The sequence below is a fragment of the Clostridium paraputrificum genome, assembly GCF_900447045.1.
Taxonomy (GTDB): Bacteria; Bacillota; Clostridia; order Clostridiales; family Clostridiaceae; genus Clostridium; species Clostridium paraputrificum.
Genome location: NZ_UAWH01000014.1, coordinates 576,350 through 603,122, shown reverse-complemented (window position 1 = coordinate 603,122; position 26,773 = coordinate 576,350). Strand labels below are relative to the sequence as shown.

Annotated in this window: 27 protein-coding genes and 1 pseudogene; 4 read left to right on the top strand and 24 right to left on the bottom strand. The window is 28.6% G+C overall.

From position 1 onward, the window contains the following. Window positions 1-80: 80 nt before the first annotated feature. The 7 genes from DR024_RS07800 to DR024_RS07770 all read right to left on the bottom strand — a co-directional run bounded on the left by DR024_RS07800 (window position 81) and on the right by DR024_RS07770 (window position 8,306). Window positions 81-944 carry a tRNA 2-thiocytidine biosynthesis TtcA family protein gene (locus DR024_RS07800; RefSeq protein WP_027099431.1) on the bottom strand — a complete coding sequence of 288 codons (864 nt, stop codon included), beginning with the start codon at window positions 942-944 and terminating at the stop codon, window positions 81-83. 157 nt (window positions 945-1,101) lie between these two features. Next, a complete protein-coding gene (locus tag DR024_RS07795; RefSeq protein ID WP_027099430.1) occupies window positions 1,102-1,869 on the bottom strand; it encodes a hypothetical protein in 768 nt (255 codons plus the stop codon). A 29-nt stretch (window positions 1,870-1,898) separates the two neighbouring features. Further along, window positions 1,899-3,239 carry a TIGR03111 family XrtG-associated glycosyltransferase gene (locus DR024_RS07790; protein WP_242983094.1) on the bottom strand — a complete coding sequence of 447 codons (1,341 nt, stop codon included), beginning with the start codon at window positions 3,237-3,239 and terminating at the stop codon, window positions 1,899-1,901. Next, a complete protein-coding gene (gene xrtG / locus DR024_RS07785; protein ID WP_055184708.1) occupies window positions 3,239-3,823 on the bottom strand; it encodes an exosortase family protein XrtG in 585 nt (194 codons plus the stop codon). The genes DR024_RS07790 and xrtG overlap by 1 nt, the downstream gene beginning before the upstream one ends. Then, window positions 3,820-6,327, bottom strand: coding sequence for a 6-pyruvoyl-tetrahydropterin synthase-related protein (locus DR024_RS07780; protein ID WP_111918464.1), 2,508 nt, complete (start codon window positions 6,325-6,327; stop codon window positions 3,820-3,822). Before DR024_RS07780 ends, xrtG begins: the two co-directional genes overlap by 4 nt. Window positions 6,328-6,329: 2 nt before the next feature. Then, entirely contained in the window at window positions 6,330-6,686 is a 357-nt protein-coding gene (locus DR024_RS07775) for a 6-carboxytetrahydropterin synthase (protein WP_027099427.1), read from the bottom strand. Window positions 6,687-6,698: 12 nt separating this feature from the next. Beyond that, complete coding sequence (locus tag DR024_RS07770; protein WP_027099426.1) at window positions 6,699-8,306, bottom strand: glycosyltransferase family protein; 1,608 nt, start codon at window positions 8,304-8,306, stop codon at window positions 6,699-6,701. A gap of 234 nt (window positions 8,307-8,540) precedes the next feature. Here DR024_RS07770 and DR024_RS07765 point away from each other — a divergent pair, with 234 nt between their 5' ends. The 3 genes from DR024_RS07765 to DR024_RS07755 are packed head-to-tail and all read left to right on the top strand — an operon-like array spanning window position 8,541 to window position 9,650. Next, on the top strand, window positions 8,541-8,816 hold the full coding sequence (locus tag DR024_RS07765; RefSeq protein ID WP_027099425.1) for a spore coat associated protein CotJA: 276 nt from the start codon (window positions 8,541-8,543) through the stop codon (window positions 8,814-8,816). Next, the gene (locus DR024_RS07760) at window positions 8,809-9,057 is read left to right on the top strand and encodes a spore coat protein CotJB (protein ID WP_027099424.1); all 249 of its coding nucleotides are present in this window, start codon (window positions 8,809-8,811) and stop codon (window positions 9,055-9,057) included. The genes DR024_RS07765 and DR024_RS07760 overlap by 8 nt, the downstream gene beginning before the upstream one ends. A gap of 14 nt (window positions 9,058-9,071) precedes the next feature. Next, a complete protein-coding gene (locus DR024_RS07755) occupies window positions 9,072-9,650 on the top strand; it encodes a manganese catalase family protein (protein WP_027099423.1) in 579 nt (192 codons plus the stop codon). A gap of 40 nt (window positions 9,651-9,690) precedes the next feature. Here DR024_RS07755 and DR024_RS07750 read toward each other — a convergent pair whose 3' ends face one another. From DR024_RS07750 to DR024_RS07730, 5 genes and pseudogenes are all read right to left on the bottom strand, one after another. Continuing rightward, on the bottom strand, window positions 9,691-10,071 hold the full coding sequence (locus DR024_RS07750; RefSeq protein WP_027099422.1) for a RidA family protein: 381 nt from the start codon (window positions 10,069-10,071) through the stop codon (window positions 9,691-9,693). 19 nt (window positions 10,072-10,090) lie between these two features. After that, window positions 10,091-11,311, bottom strand: coding sequence for a threonine ammonia-lyase (gene ilvA, locus DR024_RS07745; protein ID WP_027099421.1), 1,221 nt, complete (start codon window positions 11,309-11,311; stop codon window positions 10,091-10,093). 156 nt (window positions 11,312-11,467) lie between these two features. Then, window positions 11,468-12,826, bottom strand: coding sequence for an FAD-binding oxidoreductase (locus tag DR024_RS07740; protein ID WP_027099420.1), 1,359 nt, complete (start codon window positions 12,824-12,826; stop codon window positions 11,468-11,470). Next, on the bottom strand, window positions 12,819-13,328 hold the full coding sequence (locus tag DR024_RS07735; RefSeq protein WP_027099419.1) for a hypothetical protein: 510 nt from the start codon (window positions 13,326-13,328) through the stop codon (window positions 12,819-12,821). The genes DR024_RS07740 and DR024_RS07735 overlap by 8 nt, the downstream gene beginning before the upstream one ends. A 34-nt stretch (window positions 13,329-13,362) precedes the next feature. Continuing rightward, a pseudogene (locus tag DR024_RS07730) lies at window positions 13,363-13,886 on the bottom strand (DUF6512 family protein). Between the two features lie 157 nt (window positions 13,887-14,043). Here DR024_RS07730 and DR024_RS07725 point away from each other — a divergent pair. After that, entirely contained in the window at window positions 14,044-14,559 is a 516-nt protein-coding gene (locus DR024_RS07725) for a nitroreductase family protein (RefSeq protein WP_027099417.1), read from the top strand. 18 nt (window positions 14,560-14,577) lie between these two features. On the opposite strand, the gene DR024_RS07720 is transcribed toward DR024_RS07725, so the two are convergent. The 12 genes from DR024_RS07720 to DR024_RS07665 all read right to left on the bottom strand — a co-directional run bounded on the left by DR024_RS07720 (window position 14,578) and on the right by DR024_RS07665 (window position 26,772). Next, a complete protein-coding gene (locus DR024_RS07720; protein ID WP_111918462.1) occupies window positions 14,578-16,791 on the bottom strand; it encodes an AAA family ATPase in 2,214 nt (737 codons plus the stop codon). Window positions 16,792-16,802: 11 nt separating this feature from the next. Further along, entirely contained in the window at window positions 16,803-17,102 is a 300-nt protein-coding gene (locus tag DR024_RS07715) for an ATP-dependent Clp protease adaptor ClpS (protein ID WP_055184697.1), read from the bottom strand. 175 nt (window positions 17,103-17,277) lie between these two features. Further along, the gene (locus DR024_RS07710) at window positions 17,278-18,165 is read right to left on the bottom strand and encodes an ROK family protein (RefSeq protein WP_055253668.1); all 888 of its coding nucleotides are present in this window, start codon (window positions 18,163-18,165) and stop codon (window positions 17,278-17,280) included. 13 nt (window positions 18,166-18,178) lie between these two features. Next, window positions 18,179-19,114 (bottom strand): type I phosphomannose isomerase catalytic subunit, encoded by a 936-nt coding sequence (locus tag DR024_RS07705; protein ID WP_027099413.1) that lies wholly within the window; start codon window positions 19,112-19,114, stop codon window positions 18,179-18,181. 12 nt (window positions 19,115-19,126) lie between these two features. Next, window positions 19,127-20,026 (bottom strand): ROK family protein, encoded by a 900-nt coding sequence (locus tag DR024_RS07700; RefSeq protein ID WP_111918460.1) that lies wholly within the window; start codon window positions 20,024-20,026, stop codon window positions 19,127-19,129. 17 nt (window positions 20,027-20,043) lie between these two features. Further along, complete coding sequence (locus tag DR024_RS07695; RefSeq protein ID WP_027099411.1) at window positions 20,044-20,715, bottom strand: SGNH/GDSL hydrolase family protein; 672 nt, start codon at window positions 20,713-20,715, stop codon at window positions 20,044-20,046. 47 nt (window positions 20,716-20,762) lie between these two features. Next, window positions 20,763-22,151, bottom strand: coding sequence for a glycoside hydrolase family 1 protein (locus DR024_RS07690; RefSeq protein ID WP_027099410.1), 1,389 nt, complete (start codon window positions 22,149-22,151; stop codon window positions 20,763-20,765). A gap of 31 nt (window positions 22,152-22,182) precedes the next feature. Then, window positions 22,183-23,490: a PTS cellobiose transporter subunit IIC gene (gene celB, locus DR024_RS07685; protein WP_055184695.1), complete on the bottom strand. Its 1,308-nt coding sequence runs from the start codon at window positions 23,488-23,490 to the stop codon at window positions 22,183-22,185. 175 nt (window positions 23,491-23,665) lie between these two features. Then, window positions 23,666-24,376 carry a GntR family transcriptional regulator gene (locus DR024_RS07680; protein ID WP_027099408.1) on the bottom strand — a complete coding sequence of 237 codons (711 nt, stop codon included), beginning with the start codon at window positions 24,374-24,376 and terminating at the stop codon, window positions 23,666-23,668. Window positions 24,377-24,546: 170 nt separating this feature from the next. Next, window positions 24,547-25,107 carry a VanZ family protein gene (locus DR024_RS07675; protein WP_051196056.1) on the bottom strand — a complete coding sequence of 187 codons (561 nt, stop codon included), beginning with the start codon at window positions 25,105-25,107 and terminating at the stop codon, window positions 24,547-24,549. A gap of 1 nt (window position 25,108) precedes the next feature. Then, window positions 25,109-26,362 (bottom strand): FtsW/RodA/SpoVE family cell cycle protein, encoded by a 1,254-nt coding sequence (locus DR024_RS07670; protein WP_027099406.1) that lies wholly within the window; start codon window positions 26,360-26,362, stop codon window positions 25,109-25,111. Then, window positions 26,353-26,772 (bottom strand): PadR family transcriptional regulator, encoded by a 420-nt coding sequence (locus DR024_RS07665; protein ID WP_051196055.1) that lies wholly within the window; start codon window positions 26,770-26,772, stop codon window positions 26,353-26,355. Before DR024_RS07665 ends, DR024_RS07670 begins: the two co-directional genes overlap by 10 nt. Window position 26,773: the final 1 nt, after the last annotated feature.

Here is a 26,773-nt window from a genome sequence, read left to right as displayed (position 1 = left end):
TATTTTGTTTATTCTAGCACTACGCTCCAAATTACATCAAAAAAAGAAGTCATATATATGGCTTCTTTTTTTAAATATAATTATTCTTCAAAACGCTCTAAAAACGAATGCTTTTCTCCATCTATTTCCCATCCTAAAATAGAATCCATAGCTACATTTTCAGCAGCTTTGAATATAGACTTATCTACATCATTAAAGTTTTCCTTTAGATTTGCGATAAGCTCTTTTATTTCATATCTCTTACCACCAATTTTTTTGGCTGCTACCATACAAGCACAATTCAGTGGCCATATTCCACTATAATTTATAAATCTTTTTATAGCTTCTTCCTCTATCAGATATAAAGGTCTTATTAACTCTATGCCTTCAAAGTTTTGAGATTTAAGCTTTGGTAACATTGTTTTAAAGTTACCTGCATAAAGAATATTTAACATAGTTGTTTCAATTACATCATTGTAATGATGTCCTAAAGCTAATTTATTACACCCAAGTTCCTTAGCCTTTTCATAAAGTGATCCTCTTCTCATTCTAGCACACAAATAGCATGGGTAATCTTGAGCTTTTTTATCTATAACTTCAAATATTTTAGAATCATAGATATGAGCTGGTATTCCTAAATAATCTAAGTTTTCTTTATGTAAAGCCTTTATTTGTGGATGATATCCTGGGTCCATAGCTATAAATTCTAAATCAAACTTAACATCACTATATCTTTGAAGCTGTTGGAAACATTTAGCCATAAGCAAGCTATCCTTCCCACCTGAAATTGCTACAGCAACTTTATCTCCATCTTGTATTAAATCATATTGCTTTATAGCTTTTATAAACTTTGACCAAATTGGCTTTCTATATCTTTTTATAATGCTCTTTTCTATTTCTTCTAAAGGTTTCTTTTCCTCTGTTGGAATTATTCTTTCACAACCTGTTCCTGCTATTCCACTCATCTATATCACCTCGTACACATGATATTATATCATCACATAATATTTTTTCAATTGAAATAATATTCTATTTGTCATCAAGTCCCTTTTGTACTATATATTTATATATTGTTATATTTATATGTTTATATATTGTAGCACAATTTCTCTTTAGGCTCTGCTATTCATGTCTTTCAATTTTCTTTTTAGCTACTAATGCTACTCCAAGAAATCCAGATAAAGCCACAACTGTCGTCAACTTACCAAATATAGGTCCTTTAGTTACTACTATTGGTCCATCATCATTTGCCCAATCTACAAATTCATTAGACGCATGTATATCAGATGCAACATTAAATTCAACTTCATCTAAATCCCCATTCAATCCTATTATACTTAAAGGCAATCTTATTTCAATTTTGGATCCATCTGAATTAGTAAATAATCGATCTTCTCCTACACTGTTTCCATCTAACTTTATCCTTATATTAAATTTTTTCACCATACTTCCTGATTCAGAATCCCATAATTCTACAAAGCCACAAGTTATCTTAAAAGTCGATACCTTTTGAGGATGCCACACTTCTCCTTCTTTAGTATCCCAAGGGAAAAAACAATTATGACTTCCATTTCCATTTCCATTTATTATTGGAATCCACATATCCCACAATCCTGAATCCGGATATTCACCACTATGTGAAGGAAATCTTTCTATATACAAATACAGATAATCCTTGTTGACATAATACTTTATTTCTTTTAAATCCTCACTTTTTTTATCTGAATCTGATTCTTTATCTATACAATTTGGAATACCATCCCAATCACTATATATCCCATCAATTATTATAGGCGTATTTTCTTCTGTAGTAGCTGATGCATATGTAACTTGTCCACTTATTGTGCAAAAAATAACACTCGCTAATAATATTTTTCTGACCCTCTTCATACTACCACCTCTATTTATTAAATTTATAATTACTTGTAACAATTAACCCAAGATTTTATTCTATAAAACCAAGAATAATCATTTTTCATCCTTTCATTTATCATTTCTTTTTCTTGATTAAATGTTTTAGTATTCCAGTGACTTTTTTCATTTGTTGAGTTTAAAATTCCAGCAACTCTCATAAAAAATATTACTATTCTATAGATTGGCAAAAGAAATACAATCATAAAATTTTTATTCATGAATCTTCTTAAATCTTTTTGTTCTTTTAAATAAAGCTTACTTACAATAAAATTAACTACTGATAATAAAACATAAGAAAGATACATTATTAAATTTGCACCTACAATAAGTTTCATTGGGTAATCTATAAATATTAAAAAGATAAGCGCAAAAATCCAGATTAATCTTGGAAATACTAAAGTATGATCTTTAATTATGTTTATTTTAAGTATATTAACTAAACCTTTTTTTATATTTTTACCTGAAAATAAAGTTGAAACTTCTATTTGACCTCTTTGCCACCTTTGACGTTGTATATATAATTTATCTAAGTTTTCAACAGGATCTACAAAGAAAAAGGAATCTTCACATAACTCTACTCGTCCATCTAAAAAAGCTCTAATTTGAGAGGTCATATGAGTATCCTCTCCAAGAGTCTCTCCATTATATAATTGAGTTCTCAAAACACTATCTCTTCTAAATGCTGAAAAAGCACCAGCTAAAGTAAACATAGTATTGGTTTTTGATTGAAATCCCCTCCCTATCAAAAAAGCTTCACTATATTCAAACAACTCACACTTTTGAAATACTTTTTTAATACCTATATTGGTTTTCTCGATATCTTTATAATTTGTTAATACCACACCAGTCATAGCTATTACATCATCTTTTTTTTCAAACTTATATACCATATTGAAAATAGCATCCTTTTCCAAAACTCCATCAGAATCAATATTTATTATATATTTCCCATCTGCCATATATAATCCCTTATTTAAGGCTTTTGCTTTACCTTTAGACGAATCAAGCCACCACAATCTTAATTTAGGATATTGTTGTTGAAGCTCACAATAAACTCTATAGGATTCATCTTTAGAGCCATTATCAATTAATAATACTTGTAAATTACTAATTGGATAACTTTGATTAACTATAGATTTTACACATTGACATAATGTTTTTTCAGAATTATAAACTGGTATAAGTATAGTTACATATGGATAGAAACTCAACTTTCTATCATCAGTTTTAGTGAAATAATCAAAAGATACTATTATTGCTGCTACAATCCCAATAACAAAATCAATAATTAATGGTATAACTAGCCATATACCCCAAAAGACAAACTCTTTAATTATTTCATCCATTATTTTATTTCACCAACCTTTTGTCCTTTAAGCTGATTCTTAGTAAAAACTATATAATATAATAAAACAGTAAATACAAAGAAAAAAATTCTTCCAAGCACCATATGTATAAAATCATAACTTTCTAGTCCAAATTGTCTTGTTAATACAATAATCATAAGTATCCTTAATATATTTATAAAGATCAAATATATATTACCTACTAATACAACTAAAACTTTCTTAAAGCTTTTAACAAATGGAAAAAATATTACTAAAGAAGTAAATATTAAGGATTCAATCACACCTGAGCATTGATAATTAATTGACATAGATAAAATACTACCATCTACATAAAAATTTACTATTGAGTAATTCTTCATAACTTCAAACATGTCACTTTTATCAGATATAAAAGCTAATATACTATTTATCAAGTAAAGAAAACCATTTTCTATGGGATCTCTAAAGAAAATCATTCCTATGGCAAATATCCCCAAACTCCCTACTAAAAACTTAAAAAATTCCATTTTTAAATTTCTAAATAATAATATTGCCGTTATCCATAATGCTAAAATAAAAATCAGCCAAAGCCCTTCATTCATTTGCTCAACTCCTCATTATTTGTCAAGTAGCTTTTTATTCGTCCATTCACCATGGATTTAGAAATAATTAAAATTAACAATACTGATATTAATGATATTGTTATCCCTGCACTTAATTTAGGGTATGTAACTTCAATGACTAGTTCTTTACTTTTTAAATTAACTAAATTATTAAATACTTGATAACTTCCTTCAATTGTTTCGAATGAACTAAGTGCAGCTATAGGAACTATTACATCATTATTTTCTGAATTTACCATTATCCTATTAGATTCAAAATCAATTCGTATATTTACACATTTTCTATCTGGTAAAATATACGATTCCATATTAGTAGCTTCTTCTAATATTTCTAAAGCAACATCATCCTTAGTTATCATCTCAAAGTAAGGAATATTCAATCCTAAAAACACTAGATTTTCATTATAGTATTTCATATATTCAAGCATTCTTGTATCTACATTAATATAATTGTTATTATCATCTTTGCCACCTAACAAATAACTACATCTAAATATTTTCTCATCTTCAGGAAAATCGCCAATTTTAACACGTTCTCCTTTAAAATAAAATTCCCCATAATTATCTTCTAAATCTATCTTTTTTGATGAAATTCCTAAAAACTCTTCATCACCAAGCTCATTACTATCTACAACTACCCTAATGCCTTTTTCAGAAATCTCCTTTAACATATCTTCTGCTTTTTTCTTATCCCTATATTTAAATCCAGATAGAAATATTGCTTTAAATTCAGACAACTCTGAAACTGTATAGTCATCTATATAGTCCTTGTCCCCTTTAGTGAAATTAGGAAAGCTGTAACATATATTTTCTGCATATTTTCCTATTGCAATTCCATCAAACTTTACTGTCGTTCCAAAAGTACCTTCTATTGGATACTTATAAATAATGTCGTTTGTATCTTCATAAACTTTAATATAGCCATTTTGGTTTGCACATTCATCTAAGTAATTAAAATCATTTATTAAATCTTTCTTTATTAGTAAAGTGTCTGCTCCCAATTGAATACATCTATCAAACATAACTAAATAATAATTATTTTCCAATGCTGTATTAATCATTACTATGTTCTCTGAAGTGTTAGCACTTTTCCATTGCCATCCAAATACCTGGTTACTACTCTTTCCTTTTACTCCATACTTTAAATAATAACTTGGTAATGCACCATACTGTGATAAATCTAATATTCCTATTCTTTGAGTGGCTATTTCGCTAGCATAATCTAATGAGTATACTAATCCTTCTGGAAATTCTCTATTATGCCCAATTAAGTCAAATGTCAACATAGAGTCTGATAATAATATGAAGCATATTATTACTATCAATACCTTTCTAAGATTCCTCCACAATAAAATTGATACTAATATCAAAGCTATTGCTATACTAGTCACTTTGGAAAATATAAGAAATTCACTAAAAGGAATATTCTTAAGCACTTTAATAAAAACATTACTAGTTCCTATAAAAATAAGTATTCCATAAAAACTTAAATTCTTGATATCTCTTCTACCATTCATAAATAAAACAGAAAAAATTCCTACTAAAAAGAAGCTTAGACCAAAATAATAAACTTCTACATTATAGAACCTTAAAACTGGTGAAATTGAGTCTAATAAACTATAGGAATTTTGAGTTAACTTTTGTATCACTTCACTTTTATTACTATTAAGCAAACCTTCACCTAAAGCAGGAACAAGCCAAAAGGCTGATAATAAAATACCTAATAATGATAATAAAACAATAAAAAATTTCTTTCCAAAATAGGTTTTTCTTATTGTATCAAAAACTGCCAATAAAAATAATGCTAGTAAAATCATTATAACAATGTGCATAGAATTTAAAGAAATTATACAAATAATGACTGATAAAAATACATAATTTTTAAATTTATTTTCCCTAGTAGCTTTATAATAAATTAACAATAAGTATGGTATTAATGCATTTATTATAACTAATTGAAGATTTCCTTCTGAAAAAAGTACTCTTAAGTTATTGGGAATAAAAAACCATAGTATTCCAAAAAACAAACCTAATTTAAATCTATTACAATAATAGCCCCATAATAAAAATCCAGTTCCACCTACAATGAAAACTAAAGTAATAAAAACACTAAAAGTAACGTAAATATCATTAGTTAATAAATTGATAAGCGCTAATAAATAATATGGTATTGGTTCACTACCTTTTAAAAGTTGAGTTCCATTATACCAGTTAATATCATAACTAATGAATGATTCTCCATTTATAAAAGAATCATACAAAATATTACCTTTATATAAATATCCAAAAGTTTCTGATCCCCATGGATAGTTTCCTATTTTATTAATAGTGAGTATTGTAATGATAGCAAACATACATAATATTACAAAATAAAGTATTAATGTTAATACCTTATTTTTATATTGTTGTTTTTTATCTTTCAACATATCTTTTCTACTAGCATTGCCCCGAGTAAAATAGTTTACGCCTTTATCAATATTCATATCTATTTCTTTATTATGTACGTCCTAGTAGGATTTTCACTTATCTCAATAGAATTAAGAATTAAATTATTACTCTCAAGGACATTACTTATATCAACAAAAATTTTTCTTCCTATATTCTCCATTGTAGGTATTGACTCTTTAAAACATTTTAAATCATTTAAATATTTTCCTTCATATTGATGAAAATAAGCCTCTAACATCTTTTCCATTTTAGTAAAGTTTATATAATTTTGTGATTTTACTGCAATGTATATAACAGTCTCCCATGTATGTGGATGAATATCTGATTGATTGCCACCCAAATTTACTGAGTGTCTAGCATTAATATAGAACTTAAATTTATAAGAACACTCCATACTGCAACTCTCCTATCTAATCTTATCTTCTTGTACTAATTCCTCATATTTATCACTTATTTTTATAAAACCATATCCAAATAGCAATAAAAAATATGGAAGATGATTTATTAAATATCTTGACCTAGCTTCAAAAAATGCTAAAAATAATATTATACCTACTATATTTAATCTAATTACAAATATTTCTCTATTGTTATAATCTTTATCTCTAACAAAAACAGGATATGCTATAAGGATAATAATTACAGACCAAAAACCTTGAAGAATATTGGCTAACTTAAAATAATCTTTATTCTCATGATTATAATAGTTCTGCATTTTTATACTTATATCATCTACAGCATATGGTCCTTGTCTAATAAAATTTCCTTCGCCACCATAATAAAAAGTCCCATCAGATAAAAACCAATTTACTTTTTTAGCTAAAAATTCAATATACCCTTTAATTCCAAAGTTTTTCAATCTTTTTTTTATCTCTTCAATATTTGCTTCTATTTTTTCTTCTTTTGAGTGCTTACTATTAGTCAACCTAACATCATCTTCATCATATGCACCGTATATAGTCCCTCTATTTTCAACAGTTACACTCTGCATACCCATCATAATAAAATGTGTAAAGGGAACCTCTAAATGATCCCTATTATCTAAATTAACACTATTAACCACAATATTACTTGTAAATTTATTAACAATAAAACTAGTAGTTATTCCCCCTAAAGATAAAATAAATATAAGAAAAAATACTTCTAAAAAATTCTTCTTTTTTCTAGTTATAAATAGTAATTCACTAATCACTATAGCTATGATACTTATTATTACAGTTGGCTTAATACTTAATCCAACTACACTTAAAACTGCCATTAGAAGTATATAAAAACTTTTCATAGCCTTACTTATTATTTGCTTTTCACATATATATAAATAAAATATCAATATTGGAAATAACATACTTAATGTATCTGAATACGGTATAACTAACCAAGGAGAGAATGCAAATAAAGATGTAAAAACTAAAAGTATTATTACAGCAACTTTTTTCCCATATATCTTTTTTGCTGTAATAAATGTTACAAAAATAGTTAAATCTACAAAAATCACATTAATTATAACTAGAATAAATGTAAAATCTATATACCTACAGAGTTTAGTTATACTATAAATTTTACTAAATATAAGCATAAGAAATAAATTATTAGGATACATCATGAAGTAGCTGCTATTAAACTTTTCTGGGTTATCAACAATATTAATTGAATGATCTATTAAGCCTCCTACATCCCATCCAGGAAGAAAATATATACCTTTTACTAATATGATTTGCAATAATAAAAGTACTATGAAAAAAATTAGGATTGTAATCCTAAAATGCTTTTTTACCAAAGTTACTTTCATAATATCTCTTTTAACTAAACTATATATTAATATTAGGATTCCTAGAAAAGCTCCTCCTAATATTAATGATGGTATCATTCTAAAGTGAACAAGATCATTTTGATTAAAAAATATCAAACTAAATGCCACAGCTAAAAAACATAACAAAAAAAACCATGTAAATATGAAAATCAAAATATTATATGTTTTTTTCTCTTTCTTCTTAAATCGTCTTCCCTTTTTCATTATTCTCCTCTTTTTTCATATCTCTACACAATTCTTTCTACTTATTATCGTATATTTTTTAAATAATCAAGTCAAGGACTATAGTCCCACCAAGTTACATATACTACAAATATTATTATTTTTTTACTTTTATTAAACTTTTTTATAAATTTTATGATTTATTTTTCATTCACAATTCTTTCTTTTTCTGCATAAATTGATTTTAGATAAACATTTACGAGGGGATAAACAATTATGTACTATGAAAGACATTGCATTGATTGTAAGGATTGTATAAAAGATCCTGCAGATCCTAAATGCAGCACTGCTTGTGCAGATAAGAAGAAAAACTGTTATGAAAACTATAAAACCTTTGCTCCAAAAATTTATGGAAAAGCTTATATAGTATGCCAACCTTACGAAACACTATTTGACCTAGATGATGCTATTCATGCTGGAACAATCTTCAAGAATATGTACGATCCATACTGCAACATTAAATATACTAAGGGAGGTAAAGCTTGTGAATAGGAAAGAATGTTTAGAACAATTTATGAAACTACAATTTTTTGCTGTTGACTTAAACCTTTATTTAGATAACTTCCCTTGTTGTTCAAAAGCTCAAGAAGACTACAAATTTATTTCCAAACAACTAGATAAGGTAAAATGCGAATACGAAGAAAACTTTGGCCCACTAACTAACTTCGGTTCAGCTTATGTAGAAAATCCTGAAAAATGGATAGATACACCTTGGCCATGGGAAAGAATGTAAGGAGGAAATAAATAATGTGGTATTATGTTAAAACTTTACAACATCCAGTTAACTTAAAGTCCAAAGACCTTAGAATGGCCCAACTTTTAATATCTCAATATGGTGGACCAGACGGAGAGTTAAGTGCTGCTCTTAGATATCTTAACCAAAGATATTCAATGCCAACTAATAAATCTAAAGGATTATTAACTGACATTGGAACAGAGGAAATGGCTCATGTAGAGATGATAGCTACTATGGCTAATCAACTAATGGAAAATGCTTCTATAGATGAAATTAAAGCTGCAGGCTTAGATGGGCACTATGTTGACCATGGAAAAGCTTTATTCTATACAGATGCTACAGGCAACCCTTGGACTGCAACTTATATACAAGCTAAAGGTGATGTAATCGCTGACTTACATGAAGATATGGGTGCTGAACAAAAAGCAAGAGCAACTTATGAATGGCTAATAAACCTAACAGATGATCCTGATATAAAAGAAATTTTAGGATTTTTAAGAGAAAGAGAAGTTGTTCACTATCAAAGATTTGGTGAAGCTTTAATGGATGTACAAGATAATGTTAAACCTATGAACCTATACTGTAAATAATATAGAAGGTGCGAAGAAAATCAAATCCTCGCACCTTTTTTTATTTCATTATAGCTATTGCCTCTATTTCAACTAATGCATCTTTTGGTAATCTTGCTACCTCTACACAACTTCTTGCAGGGGCATTTTCTTTGAAATATTCACCATATACTTCATTAACATCTCCAAAATCATTCATATTCTTAATATATACTACTGTTTTTACCACATTTTCTAATGAAGTTCCAGCAGCCTCTAAAATAGCTTTTATATTCTCTAAAGATTGTTTTGTTGCAGCTTTTATTTCAGTAACTAGCTCTCCTGTAGAAGGATTTAATGGAATTTGACCTGATGTAAATAATAAATCTCCTACCTTCTGTGCTTGTGAATATGGACCTATTGCCTTAGGCGCTTTTTCTGTAAAAATAACTTCTTTATTCATTTTATTATCCTCCTAGTTTCTATTCGTATATCATTGTAGGCTTAATTGATTTTGGATTATATCCATTATCCTTTAATGCTTTAATTATCTTTTCTTTATGTTCATGTCCAAATGTTTCCATAGTTATTATTAATTCCACTGCACTACTTCTGTTTATACTTACAAATTGATTATGTTCAAGTTTAACTATATTTCCTTGTGCATCAGCTATAACCTTTGAAACATTAGTTAATTCCCCTGGCTTATCTGGTAATAATACAGATACTGTACATATGCGCCCTCTTTCAATTAATCCATGTTGCACTAATGATGAAAATGTAATAACATCCATATTTCCACCACTTATTATTGGAACAACTTTTTTCCCTTTGCACTTTAAATGCTTTAATGCTGCAACTGTTAAAAGCCCTGAATTTTCTGCTAGCATCTTATGGTTTTCAAGCATATCTAAAAATGCACCTATAAGTTCATTATCATCAATTGTTATTATCTCATCTATATTTTCTTTTATATATGGAAATATCTTGCTTCCTGGCGTTTTCACTGCTGTCCCATCTGCAATAGTTTCAACTTTAGGTAATGTAACAACATGTCCCTCTTTCAATGAAACCTCCATACAATTAGCACCAGCTGGCTCTACTCCTATAACTTTTATATTAGGATTTAGCAATTTAACTAGAGTAGATACACCTGAAGCTAATCCACCTCCACCTATTGGAACTAAAATAATATCAACAGTAGGTAGTTCTTTTATTATTTCCATAGCAATGGATCCTTGTCCAGTTGCTACATCTAAATCATCAAATGGGTGAATAAATGTATATCCATTCTCTTCTGCTAGCCTTAGAGCATAACTACATGCTTCATCATATACATCCCCATAAAGAATTACTTCTGCACCATAAGCTTTTGTTCTATTAACTTTAACTAAAGGTGTAGTTGTTGGCATAACAATTACTGCCTTTACACCATAGGACTTTGCTGCATATGCAACTCCTTGAGCATGATTTCCAGCTGATGCAGTTATTAATCCTTTATTTCTCTCTTCATCTGTAAGAGTACTTATCTTATAATAAGCTCCTCTTATTTTATATGCCCCTGTTTTTTGCATGTTTTCAGGCTTAATATATACCTTATTGCCTGTTAAATCCGAATAAAAATCACTATAAACTAGCTTTGTTTGCAAAATTACTTTTTGTACAACTTCATAAGCTTCTTCAAACTTTTCCAATGTCATCATATTCCAAATTCCCCTTTTATTGCTTTGCTAAAATATACTAATATAATATCATTTGTAATATTTATGTCAATAAAAAAATGGAGTGGATATTTTTACAGATTTTTCTCTCATACTAAAGATAAAAAAGGAAGCTGATATTACACTCAGCTTCCTTTATTACTTTTTAATAGAAATTCCTTGTGGAAATCCAAAAATATTTTGTGGATCATATTTCTTCTTGATTTCTCTTAATTTATTAGTATTTTTACCAAAATATTCTCTTTCATAATCCCCTAACTCTGCATAAGGAAAATTAATAAAAGAACCTTCTGTCATTGCCATTATATTCTTAAATTTATCTACAACCCATGCCCTGTTAGCCGGTGCGTGTTTAGGATCTTCCCATACAGATTGAAAGCCAATTATAAAGTTAGAATTTCTAAACGCAAAAGCCGTATCTTCACTACTTTTATCTCTTACAGCTCCACCTAATCCATAAAATGATACTGCTGCATAATATGCACCTTCAGCTCTATCATCTATTAATTCTATTATTTCCTTAATCTCTTTTTCTGAATAATCTCTAGACACAAATCTTCCTGATGATTTATACTTTTCATAATCTGGATGACTATCTTGAATCTTTCTATTAGCATCTAAAACAGTTGTATAATCTAAAGAAAACTCTCCAAAGCTTGGAATTTTTTTAAATGGTTCAACTATCTTTTTAGCCTCTTCCTTATCCCCATAAAATAATCCAGTAAGCTTTATTCCTTTTCCTTTTGTTTCTGAATTATATATTCCTAGCTTGAAATTAGCTCTTCTATCCAAATTTTTATATTCATTTTGCCACATCTTTATGAATTCTATCTTTTCTTCTAAATCAATATTAGGAAAATCCATATTTATTAATGTAACCATATCAATCTTTTTAGGAATATTAAAAGTCATTGATACTACAACACCAAAATTTCCTCCTCCTGCACCTCTGCAAGCCCAAAATAAGTCACTATTTTCTCTCTCATTGGCTATTATTAAGTTACCCATATAATCAATTAATTCAAGTTCTACTAAACTATCACAAGACAATCCTAATAATCTAGTAGAATATCCCCAGCCCCCTCCAAGTACTAGTCCTGGAACTCCTACTGTAGGACATCCTCCTCCAGGGAATGGATACCCTTTAGATCCTGTTGCTTCATAAAGTTCTCTATTTCTAACTCCACCTTCAATCTTTACTTTTCCTTTATTTTCATCTATGTAAATATTATTCATTTTACTAACATCAATAACTACCACATCATTTCCTGTGGAATACCCTTCATAGTTATGACATCCTGATCTAATTCTTATTGGAAGCTCATTTTTTCTTGCCCAAAGAACTGAATTTCTAACATCGTTTTTTTCTTTGCAATAAATAATTACAAGAGGATATTTCTCTATAGCCCTATTCCAACTCATTCTGCTCTCTTCATATCTAAAGTCATCCCTTGTAACAACATCTCCTGTTAATTCTTTAAAATTATATTTAATCATTAGTAACACCTCTATTTAATAATACAATATTTGCATAATCATTATTGAAATCATTATGGTACACCTTCATATTCCTAATTATATCAGGTATTCCATTTTTAAATTCTAAAAGACAAATACCTTTATGATATTTATTTATACATTTATAAGGAAGTAAAAACCACTCATGTATTATAGCTTTTATTTCTACATCTACCTCTATCTCTTCACTTTTATCTAAATTTCTTAAAGTATTAAATCTACTTCCCACATAAATATCTTCCTCTAGTATATTAGAAAAGATAAATATAAAATTCTCATTATACTGTATCTCTTTAAAGTCATTAATACACCTTTCAAACTCTTTATAATACTCCCCCTTCCCTTTTTCTTTCATAACCCTTTCAGGAAAAATTTCATTCTTATATCTATTATAATATCCCTCATCACCTTTAAAAGTTAATCCCATAATTTTAGGTCTTAAGTCTTCTTGATTTAATTCTTCTAAAAACTTAGTCTTCATTTTTATACTCCCATCCATATTCTCTATATATTTATTAATACAAATAAATTCCTCTAAGTCCAGTAGTTGAGTCAACAAAAAGTGGAATATTAGGTGGATTAAATGTAAAGTAAGTAAATAGAACTACACCAAGTAAACAAATAAACAACAAAGAATAAAATACTACTTTATTATATTTATAATTCTCATAATACTTTAATTCAATTAATTGTCCTATAAAAACCCCCAGTATAAGCGAAAATATATCAAGTACTAAGTTTTGTATGCCAAAGGCACCTGTATAAGTATAAAAAAAGTTATTATTATAATAGGACTTATAATTATGGATATTGCCATAGATACAATCCACTTTCTTATATCTATATACATTTTTCCGCGGTATATAAAATATCCAATCCCCCACCATAATACCGTAGGATAAAAAGCTAATTTTAGATGTTCCCATATACTTTCATTTATTGGTGTAAAAATTCCTACAATCTTTATATTGCCACTAAAACCATATAAAAAGTGACTTAATGATGAAATAAGAACTATAGCAATAACGCCATACAACATATATTTTTTTATTAAGCATGATTTATTAAACATATACTCTCCTTAAAGTTAATTTTTTAATATTATATGAAAATCTATATCTAAAAGTATATCTATTTATAAATTCTTTATAAGTAAATGATATAATATAATTAATCTGAAATTATGGAGTGATTATATGTTAGAACTATTAAAAAGTAGAAGAAGCATAAGAAAATATAAAGATACACCTATTGAAAAAGACAAAATAGATAAAATAATAAAATCGGCACTTCTTGCACCATCTTCTATGAACAAAAAGCCGGTAGAATTAATAGTAGTAAATGAAAAGTCTACTTTAGAAAAACTTGAAAAGTGTAAAAACAGGGGCACACTTGCTTTGAAAACTTCACCTGTTGCTATAGTTGTAATTGGTGACTCTTTAACAAGTGATGTTTGGATAGAAGATGCTTCTATTGCTTCAACCTTAATTCAACTTGAAGCTGAAAGTCTAGGCCTAGGATCTTGTTGGATACAAATGAGAAGTCGACAAGGTGAAAATGATGATTCTGAAAAAGAAGTAAGAAATGTATTAAACATACCAGATAATTATGGTGTACTAAGCATAATTGCTTTAGGGTATAAGGATGAAGAAAAAATACCTTATGATGAAAACTCATTTAACTTTAATAAAATTCATTACAACAAATTCTAATTTAAAAGGTGATGCAGCTTACTGCTGTATCACCTTTACTCCATTATTTTCATATTCTATTGTGCATTTACCACCATTTTTTAATTTTCCAAAAAGAATTTCATCTACAAGTAGAGATTTAATTTCTTTATCTATAACTCTTATTATCTCTCTTGCACCATATTCTTCACTAATTCCTTTATTCTCAAGAAAATCTATACAAGAATCTCCCCAGCTTAAATCTATCTTCTTTTCCTTTAACTTATCTTTTAATAAATTAAGTTGCTTTACTACAATGTTTCTACTCATTTCTTTATTTATAGGATTAAATACTACCACCTTACTTAATCTATTTCTAAACTCTGGAGTAAAAATTTTCTTAACCTCTTCAGTTATTCCTTCCCTAGTGACCTCTCTATCTCCAAACCCAATTAAACTTTTACCAACCTTACTTGCTCCTGCATTTGAAGTCATTATAAGAATTACATTTCTAAAGTCCGTTTTTCTCCCCTGGTTATCTGTTAATGTAGCATAATCCATAACTTGAAGAAGAATATTAAATATATCACTATGGGCTTTTTCTATTTCATCTAGTAATAGCACACAATGAGGATTCTTTTTTACACTATCTGTTAATAGTCCTCCCTCTTCATATCCTACATACCCAGCAGGTGCTCCTATTAACTTAGCAACAGTATGTTTTTCTACATACTCACTCATATCAAATCTTATAAGTTCTATGTTTAAAATATTAGCTAGAGTTTTTGCAATTTCAGTTTTACCAACACCTGTTGGTCCTACAAATAATAAGCTAGCAACAGGTTTATTGTCATCATTAAGTCCTGCCCTTGATAGCTTTATTGCCTTAACTACTTCTTTTATTCCTTCTTCTTGACCAAATACCTGGGACTCTAGTTCATCTTCTAGCTTTCCTAACTTTTCAACTTCATCTATTTCTACTGTTTGTTTTGGTATATTACAAATCTTAGATAAAACCTCTTCTATTAGATTATTATCAACAGTTTGAACCTTCTTTTTTAATGGATGCATTACTCTATAAGCACCTGCTTCATCAATTAAGTCAATTGCTTTATCAGGTAAATATCTTTCATTTATATATTTATGGCTTAATTCTACCGCATGTTCTAAGGTTCCTTTAGAATATTTTACTCCGTGATAATCTTCATAATAACCTTTTAACCCGCTTAATATCTTTATAGTTTCTTCCACTGAAGGCTCCTTTATATCTATATTTTGAAACCTTCTAAGTAAACTTTTATTCTTAGAAAAATGCTTATTAAACTCATCATAAGTTGTTGCCCCAATTACTCTTATCTTACCTTCTGTTAAGTATGGCTTCAACATATTAGATACATCAAAAGTTCCTCCGTTAATTGCTCCTGCCCCAACAATATTATGAATTTCATCTATATAAAGAATGGGATTAGAATACTCTGCTACTCCATCCATAACCATTTTAAAACGCTTCTCAAAATCTCCTCTATATTGAGTTCCAGCTAAAAGCCCACCTAAATCTATTGAAAATATTTTAGAATCACTTAATTTCTCTGGAACCTTTCCTTCATTAATAAGTCTTGCAAGCCCAAAGGTAATGGCAGTCTTCCCTACCCCTGCCTCACCTATGTGTATAGGATTATTCTTATATTTTCTGCATAAAATTTGCATAGTTCTTTCAAGTTCTAACTCTCTACCTATAAGAGGTGAATAACCCTCTACTACATCATTTAAGCAGGTTACATAAGCTTTCCATCCTTCATCCTTTATTTCTTTTTTCTCCCCCTCTTCAGCTATAACCTCTTTATTTACTCTTTCTTCCCCCTGCAAATCACATAACTCATATAAAAGGTCAGTCCATTCAACTTGAGACAACAGATAATAAGCAGCGTAGCTCTCTTCTAAATTTATAATACCATCTAAAAGATGTGATAACTCAACTTGATTTCTATCACTAGCTTGTGCTCTAGATGATGAATATAAAATCACTTCATTGAAAGAGTGGCTTCCTTGAGGCTCATGTCCTTCAATAATATTTATATTTTCATTAATATATCCTTGTAAGTCCTCACGTAATTTAATAGTATCTCCACCAACATTTTTGAAAGCCTTACTAAAATCCTCATTAAATGTTGTCATATATAATAAATGTTCTGGAGTTATATATTCATGATTATTTTCTTTGGCATAATTTATAGCTTTAACAACTATTTCTTCTACTACTGCAGATAGTCTCATTTTCTTTCCTCCTATGCAACTTCCATAGTAACCTTAAATGGAAATCCCTCTTGTCTTGCTAATAATGTAGTTTCTTCTACCTTACTTCTTGCTATATCATAAGAATAAGTACCTACCATAGCACTTCCACCCTTATGTACTTTCATCATTAAATCATTAGCTTCCATTTCATTTTTATTAAATATATTCATTAAAACAAATATAACAAACTCCATTGAGGTAAAATCATCATTATGCATAATAACCTTATATCTTTTAGGTTCTTTAACCTTAACTCTTGTCTTCTCAGTTATTGATGTACTAGTTGCCATAGTTATCCTCCTACATCTAATCTATATTTTATTATAATAGTAAAGTTACTATAAAAGTAATTTATTTTCAATTATATTTATGCATTCTATGGTAACATAATCTAAAAAAGACTTGGCCACATGCCAAGTCTTCTTGATTTACTTTATCTTTATAGTACCTATAGAATTACTCTCTCTACTTTTCAGCTAGTATTCCAGCGCCAACTAATCCTGCATCATCACCCATATTAGCTAATTTAATATTCACTTCTATTCCTTCAAAAACTCTTTTCTTTACTTCAACTTTAATATCTTCTATAAAATCAGGGTTATTAATAATAACTGATCCACCTAATACTATAACTTCAGGATCTACTGTAACTATTATATTTGCTATAGCCTTTGACACATTAATTACCCAATCTCTTATAATATCACTTAAGACACTATTATCTTCTTTTGCTCCCTCAAATACTTCTTTGGCAGTTAATTTATTTCCTAATTTAGAACTAGCAATTCTTGCAATATTGCTTCCACTGCATTGCCCTTCAAGACCGCCAAGATTCATATTTGAATGTTTATAATTATCTTCATTTATAATCATATTTCCTATTTCTGCTGCGATACTATTAAATCCAGATACAATCTCTCCTTTATATATAAAGCCTCCACCAACTCCTGTTGATAAAGTTACATAATATACACTTTCACAGCCTTTTCCTGCACCAATTATAGCTTCACTAAGTGCTGCTACATTAGCATCATTATTAACTTTAACTGGTAAATTTAATTCTTTTTCAAAGTATTCTTTTACATTAAAACATTCCCAAGTTCTTAAATTGGGTGCTACTAAAATCTTTCCTTTTTTTATATCTAAAGGCCCTGGACAACCTACCCCTACAGCAACTATACTCTTATAATTCCATACCTCTTTAATTCTAGTTACTATTTTATTTAAATTATACTCTGGCCCTTTTGGCACCTCATTTCCAACTTTAAATTTATCTATCAACGTAAAGTCTTCATCAAATAAAGCTGCTCTTAGGTTTGTTCCACCTATATCTATTCCAATATAATATTTCATCTCTTTATTACCTCTATACATAGCTCTTTAACAAAGTTAACTCTCCTTGTATTGTGTACTTTCCTAATTTAGCAGGTATTAGAATACTATCTCCCTTTAGTATATCCATCTTTGTCCCATCTTCTGAAATAATAGTTCCCTTCCCATCAACACAAGTAAATATAAAGAATTTATTTATATCACTATTTTCTGATACTTCACTACTAACAACATATTTTTCTATAGTAAAATATTCACTAGCGCATAATATTCCTTTCTCATAACCACAAAAACTAACAAGCTTTTTTCCACTAGCATTTATAGGCTTTAAATTAAAATCAATTACATCCATTGACTTTTCCACATGAATTTCTCTTGGTCTTCCATAATCATAAATCCTATATGTTATATCACTACTTTGTTGTATCTCCGCTATAATAACACCTTCGCAAATAGCATGTACTAATCCACTATTTATAAGAAAACAATCCCCTTTTTTCACTTCAATTTTATTTAAATATTCTTCTGTCTTACCTTCTCTTATAGCCTTTTCAAAAATCGCCTTATCACAATTCTTTGTTCCAACTATTAAAGAAGCTCCTGGCTTTGCATCTACCACATACCATGCTTCAGTTTTTCCTAAAGAATTTTCTACCCTCTTTGCATATTCATCACTTGGATGAACCTGTACAGATAATTTTTCTTTTGAATTAATTAACTTTACCAATAAAGGAAACTCTTTATTTTCAAAACTTTCTCCTAACAATTCTGTTCCATACTCTTTAATTAATTCTTCAAAAGTCTTTCCTTTTAAATATCCATTAGAAACTATACTCATTCCGTTATGATGACATGCTATATCCCAGCTTTCACCTATATCTCCATGTGGTAAATTTTCTCTAAAACTTTCAAAATCTCTTCCTCCCCAAATCTTTTCATAATATAAATTTTCAAATTTTATCGGATACATAACTATATATTCCTACCTTTCATTTAACAAGTTATATAATGCGCCTATCATATTAGCATCATTTCCATGTATACACTTCTTAACAATAGGCTTTATTTTACCATCAGTATTATTACACATAATTTCATCTAACTTTTCATTAATACTTTCAATATACCCTTCTCTTTCACTTATAGCTCCACCTAAAACTATAACCTCAGGATCATAAGTATATTGAATATTGTATATTCCAATAGCCATATATCTAAAATACTTATTAACCTCTTCAACAGCTATGATATCTCCTTCATCATATAATTGAAATGCTTTAAGCCCATCAATATCTTTTTCTTCTAAACCTTTTCTTTGAGAAATAGCTCTAGCTAAAGCAGATGTTGATCCAACTCTACTCCATGTTAAGTATTTTTCTTCACCATCTTTATCATAATCTACAATACAATAACCAAACTCTCCGCCATGCTTATGTATTCCAGTATGAACTTTTTTATCTTTTACTATTGCCCCTCCAATTCCAGAGCCACAAACAACAAAAGCACAATCATTTTCTTCTTTAGCTGCTCCAAGCCAACACTCACCTAATGCTGCACAATTAGCATCATTTTCTATGGCAACATCTAATCCTGTTTTTTCTTTTAATATTTCTTTAAAGTTTGGTCCATGAATATAAGGAATTGTACTTGCACCACCTACAATTCCAGTTATAGAATCAACAGCACCTGGTGAACTTATAGCTATTCCTTTTAAATTAAAATTGTCTTTATTAATATTAACTATTTTAGATAGTTCTTCAAAAAATTGATCTACACTGTCAACAACCTTTATCTTATCCTTCGTTAATATATCTCCCATTTTACTCATTATGGACCACTTTACTGATGAACCTCCAATGTCAAAAACAATATAATTACTCATATATTTCCCTCCAAAAATTAATCGTTATATAACTGTAATATTCTAGGTTTTATTATATCTGTTATTTTTTCATATCCTTTTTCTGTCAGATGTAATCCATCTGTAGTATAAATCTCTTTGATATTCCCACTAATTTTATCTAATAATGTACTATATATATCTATAAACTCAACATTCTCATATCTATTACAAATATTTTGAATTTCTTTATTTACTATACTTATATTGAAATTAGTTCTTAAACATTTTCCCGCCTTAGGGCCTTGTTTGTTTTCATCACATGGTGTAGTAGAAGCAATCATTATCTTTACTTCTTTAAGATTTCCTCTAACTAATCTAATTAACTTTTCAATATTTAACGCTATTTCTCTAGGACTTCTCATATTAGTATTTCCTAAATCATTTGTTCCAACTGAAATATATACTAAGGATGGTTTGTATTTTATAACCGCCTCATCACAAATCCATAGCAATGTTTCTGATGTAAATCCCCCTATACCACAGTTATATTTATCATTTATTTCAGGAATGTATTTATTAATATCATATCCTTGAACAATAGAATCTCCATAAAAAACAACTCCATTTTCTTTGGAAATTCTATTATTAACTATAACCTCTTTCATCCTATCAACTTGAAATTCTCTTAACTGATACTGGTCATCATTAAAAATCATATTTTCCTTCATAAAGCTCTCCTTTCAACAATAGGGTGGCATAATTGCCACCCTTATTATTAAAATCCATTATTTTGTGATACTTCTTTTATCCATCTTCCAGATTTTTTAATAGTCTTTATCTGTGTAGGTAAATCTACAGCTATATATCCATATCTATTTTTATAAGCATTAGACCATGACCAACAATCAATTGGAGTCCATGAATGGAATCCAAAGCAGTTTGATCCTTCTACTATTCCCTTATGAAGATATTGTAGATGTTCCTCGAAGAATTCTATTCTATAATCATCCTCAATAATTCCTTCATTATTAATATATCTTTCTTCTCCTTCTACTCCCATACCATTTTCTGATATATACCAAGGAATATTGTTATAATTATCTCTTATATTTATAGCAATATCGTACATACATTGAGGATATATTTCCCACCCTCTATATGGATTCATTCTTCTTCCTGGCATCTCATAATTTTCGAAGTACTTACCTGGCATCCAACCATTTCTATTATCAAATTCTACTTCCCTAGCTTTAACTCTTCTTGGTTGATAATAATTAACTCCTAAGAAATCTATTGTATTATTCTTTATAATACTCATTTCTTCTTCAGTTGAATTCCATAATACATTATCTTTTTCTAATGTAGAAACTAATCCTTTAGGAAATTCTCCTTTAATAGCAGGATCTAAGAATGAATTATTAAAGAAATCATCTGCAAATTTTGCAGCTTCTAAATCTTTACTATCATTGCTTCTTGGATATGAAGGTGTTAAGTTAAGAATAATACCTATTTTGCCATCTTGCCCTTGTTTTCTATAGGCTTCAATTACCTTAGCTGATGCAAGATTAAGATTATATAATACTTGTACAGCTTTTTTACCATCAACTAACTTTGGATAATGGAATTGATATAAATATTCACCTTCTACTACAACTATAGGTTCATTAAATGTTGTCCAGTACTTAACTCTATCCCCGAATAATTTAAATGCTGTTTCTGCAAACCTAACAAATAAGTCTACAACATGTTTCGATTCCCATCCCCCATACTTATCATACAAATCTACCGGTATATCAAAGTGGTGTAGATTCATGACTGGAATCATATCATTTTTTATACACTCATCTATAACATCATTATAGAACCTTATAGCATCCTCATCTGCTTCTCCAGTCTCAAAATCCTTTATTAATCTTGTCCATTGAATTGACGTTCTAAAAGAGTTTAAACCTATTTCTTTTAGCATAGCTAAATCATCTTTATAACTATTATAAAAATTTGATGCTATGTTTGGTCCTACTCTATCAAAGAAAGCTTCTGGCTCTATATCATACCAATAATCAAATACACTATCATGTTTTTTGTTAAATCTCCCTTCTGATTGAGGGCCAGATGTTGCAGAGCCCCACCAGAAGTTTTCTGGGAATACATATTTTTTATTCATACTACTACTCACTTTCTTTAAAGTTAATTATTTAATTTATTTCTTCAGCTTTTAATTTTTCTTCATTTTTGATTGTAAATCTATCTAATGATTTTATAAATGGCATCCATGTAACAAATACTATGGCAAAGTTAACTATTTGCAATAATCCCCCTCTTAATGAGTTTGTTGCTAAAATTCCACTAAAGAACATTGGAACTGTCCAAGGTACAGCAACACCTGTTGTTTTTGGAACTAATCCTGTCTTCATTGCAAAATAAGACACCGCTACAACTAACATTGGTGCTATAACCCAAGGAATTAAAATTGTTGGATTCATTACTATTGGCAAACCAAATATTATTGGTTCATTAACATTAAAAACTCCTGATGGTGCAGCAAGTTTTGCCACTTCTCTCATTTGTCTACTCTTACAGAATATAAATATTCCAACTATTACTGCTAGGGTCATACCTGTACCACCCATTCCAACAGTAAATGTTTCAATAAATTGTTTTGTAATTACATTAGGAATATCTGTTCCAGCTACAAACGCCTCATAGTTTTCTAATGACAAAGTATTCCAAATTGGATCTAATACTGAATTTACAATTATTTGACCGTGTAATCCAAAGAACCATAATATTTGAATTGCAAATATTGCAACTAAAGTTGCTAGAAGTCCACTACCTAATGATATTAATGGCATTTGAATTATTTCATATATACAATCATGTATATTTCCCCATGGTGTATAAGTGAAAATAGTTCTTATAACTAAGAATAAACCGATTACAATACATCCAGGAATTAATGCAGCAAATGATTTTGCAACTGTTGGTGGCACTCCATCTGGCATCTTAATTGTCCAATTTCTTTTAATTGCCCAAACATAAACTCTTGTCGATATAAAGGATCCTATAATACCTACAAACATTCCTTTTGCCCCTAATCTAGCAATTGGAATTACATCATTAATTACTGTTCCATTATCCGCAGTAACAGTAAGTGGAGTTAATACTAAGAATGCTGCAACCGCTACACCTGCTGCAAATATTGCATCTACATCATAGCTTTTAGCTAAATAATATCCTATACCTATTACCACAAACAATGTAGCTATACTCATAGTAGCCGAAGGTAATATACCAAAAATATTATTAATTGCTGCAACGCCATCTGCTCCTATAAGCTTGTCCAAATAAGGCAAATTCATAACTACTACTGCAAGTGAACCAACGATAGTTAATGGAAAACTTAGCATAAATGCATCACGTAATACAGACAATATTCTACTAGAAGCTAATTTTCCTGCAATGGGTAATAACTTTTCTTCAATTAAAGACGTAAATTTATTCATAATTATCATCTCTCCCAAAATATTTAGATAGTGATATCACCTTTTATGGAATCCATTACATTAAATATACAATACATCATATCCTTTGTCAATAAAAAGATATATCTTTTAATTAATAAGGTAATGTTATTTGCTAAAATAATAAAAAGAGACTTATCCAAAGTCTCTTTTTACCTTACTTTATACTAATGCTTTTAAATTCAAATTTATCACTTCTATGCCTAGATTTTGAATATTCAAATGCTTGACCAGTATCCAAATAGGCTGTCTGTTCTACTTCTAGAATAGGAAAGTTTTCATTTATCTCTAAATACTCTTGTTCTATTGCTGTTGGTAAAGATGCTCTTATTGTCCTATGAGCACTTTTTATCTTTAGATTTAATTTATTCTCTATATATTCATATATAGAGCCTTTAAGCGTATCAAATTTTACACCAGGTATAAGATCTATTGGCATATATGTATATTCCATTACATATGGGACTTTATCTGCATACCTTGCTCTTACTATATAATATACAAACTCATCTTCTGAAATTTTTAATTTTTCTGCTATTTCTCCCTCAGCATTAATCACTTTAAATTCTACAATTTTAGATATAATTGTCTTATCGCTAAAAGTCTTTGAAAATCCTTCAAACTGATATGATGTACTAATATGAGAAACCTCTTTATCATCAATGTCCTTTACGAAAGTTCCAGCTCCTCTTCTCTTCACTACTAATCCCCTCATCACCAATTTGTCCATAGCTTTTTTAATAGTAATCCTACTTACTCCATATTTCTCACACATTTCTTTTTCTAATGGTAATTGGTCATTAGGGCGATACTCTCCAGATTCTATCCTATTTTTTATATCCTCTGCTATTTCTTCATATTTTAGCATCTAAGTGCACCCCACTTTTTATGATTATAACTTTATTATATCAATTTATATTAATTTGTCATATCTTTTATTAATATAAAAAATAACCAATATAAGCTTTTCTAGGAGTACTCTATATTTCTATTCTTTTAGAAATAACTAATGAAATGATAACTCACTCTTCTCTTACACTAAAATTCTATTCTTAAATCAGCTTTTTTATCAATCACCTTATAAATTATAAACCCAATCATTCCACCAAGAGTATTCAAAATAATATCATCTATATCACAAGATCTAAAATTTCCAAAATACATAGATATATACTGAACCACCTCTATAGATAATGATACCAATGCACAAGTAATTACTGTTGATTTAAAACTTCTTAGTCTTTTAAAAAACATTGGTATGAATATTCCTAGAGGCAATAATAAAAGAATATTCCCAAGTATATTTTTAATCCAAAATCTAACCATATAACTCTCCATTTCTATTGGTACTTCATATATATCTTTTATAGTATTAAAAACCGGTACTATATTCATAGATGGTTTTCCTATATAACCACCTATCACTAAAGGAAAAAATGTTACTATAATAACCATAAGTATATAAAATTTAAACATTAAACTCATAACTTCTCTAAAGTTCAAAAACTTCTCTTCTTTATTCCTTTTTATAAATTTAATCATTTCTATAATAAGAATTATTATACTTCCTACTATAAATGCAAATTTCATTCCTAGCATATTAATACTCTCCCCTTAAGCTTTTTCCCATGTATATATTCATTATAATTCCAATCCCAAGAAAGCTTATTATTATATTGGAACCTCCATAACTTATAAAAGGTATTGAAACAGAATAAAAGTTCAAAATTCCAAAATTATATAAAAATCCTAATATATACTGACATGCAAATATACTTGATATTATAATAATTAATCTTTTTCCATAGATATCGCATATCTTTCCACTAATTTTAAACATATATATAATTAAAAATAAAACTAAACATAATACTAACACTCCAAATGCCCATCCAAAGCTGTATATTAATGATGATATAATACAATCTGAGATATTATTAGGAATTATCTCTAGATTAACTCTCGTTCCTTTCCCTATAAACACCGATGAATCTAATAATTCTTTTATAATATTATGTAAATAGTTATCATAACTGTTCTGACTATAGATTAAAATTAAAGCTATTATAAACATAAACATTAACCAAAAAGTAAGTTTTTTATTTTTAGTACTTATATATAATAAAAATATTAATGTTACTGTATATACTATTGCTACTCCTAAAGAATACTTTAATATCATCAACAAACCTAAGGGAATAAAGCTTAAAATCACTCCATAAATCATTCCTTTTTTTGTATCCCATTTAATATCTTTAAAAATTCCTACTAATGAAATTAAGAATATATTAACTGCTAAATCTCTTACATTAATAGATATTGGTCCAATATTAATCCAACTATTAATATTATTTACAGGACTATTAAACAAAAATAAAACTATAAATAAAGCTATTGATAATATATATAAATGCGCAGACTTATTTTTTATTTTTCTATAGTCAAAAAATGATATTAATAGAAATGCTCCTATCCCCAAAGTAGTGTAAATAATCATCTTATTTATAAAAAAATATTCATTTCCCCAATAATTATATGCATTTCCTCTTAATGAATACATAGTAATTATCCCTGTTATAATTAGAAAGGCAACTGTAATTAATATTCTATAATTAAACTTTTCCTTATGAACCTTGTTCAATTCTTCTCCCAAGATATCAGAACTTCCCATATCTCTTAATGCTTTTTCTTCTGCTATTTTTTCACTATCACCACATTTAATATAATCCTTTTTCTTTTCTTCTATATGAGCATATAATTCTTCCTTAATTTGATTGTGTGCTCTCTTACTTTTAATCTTAAGGCAAACAGACTCTAAATATTTAATTATATTCTCTTCTCCCTTTACTTCCATCCCATACCCTCCAAGTTCAACGCTCTTCTTGTGCTTTTATTATAATCAGTACTCTCTTCCTTTTTGGACATATACTCTCTTCCTATATCAGTTAATCTATAATACTTTTTATTAATCTCATCCTCTATCCAGTAAGAGGTAAGTAACCCTTCCCCCTCTAGTCCATGAAGTATTGGATATACTCCTCCTTCTTTTAAAGTAAAACTCCCCCTAAATTTAATTTCAATTTCCTTCAATATTTCATATCCACACATATCTTTTCTGCTAATCAAAGTTAATATCATAATATCTATATCACTATTTGTAGTTATTCTTTCTTCATTAACTCTTTTTAAAATATTAGTTAATATTTCGTCTTTAGAAATTAAGTTTTCATCTATTGATTTCTTTATTAAATCTTTTTTATTCATA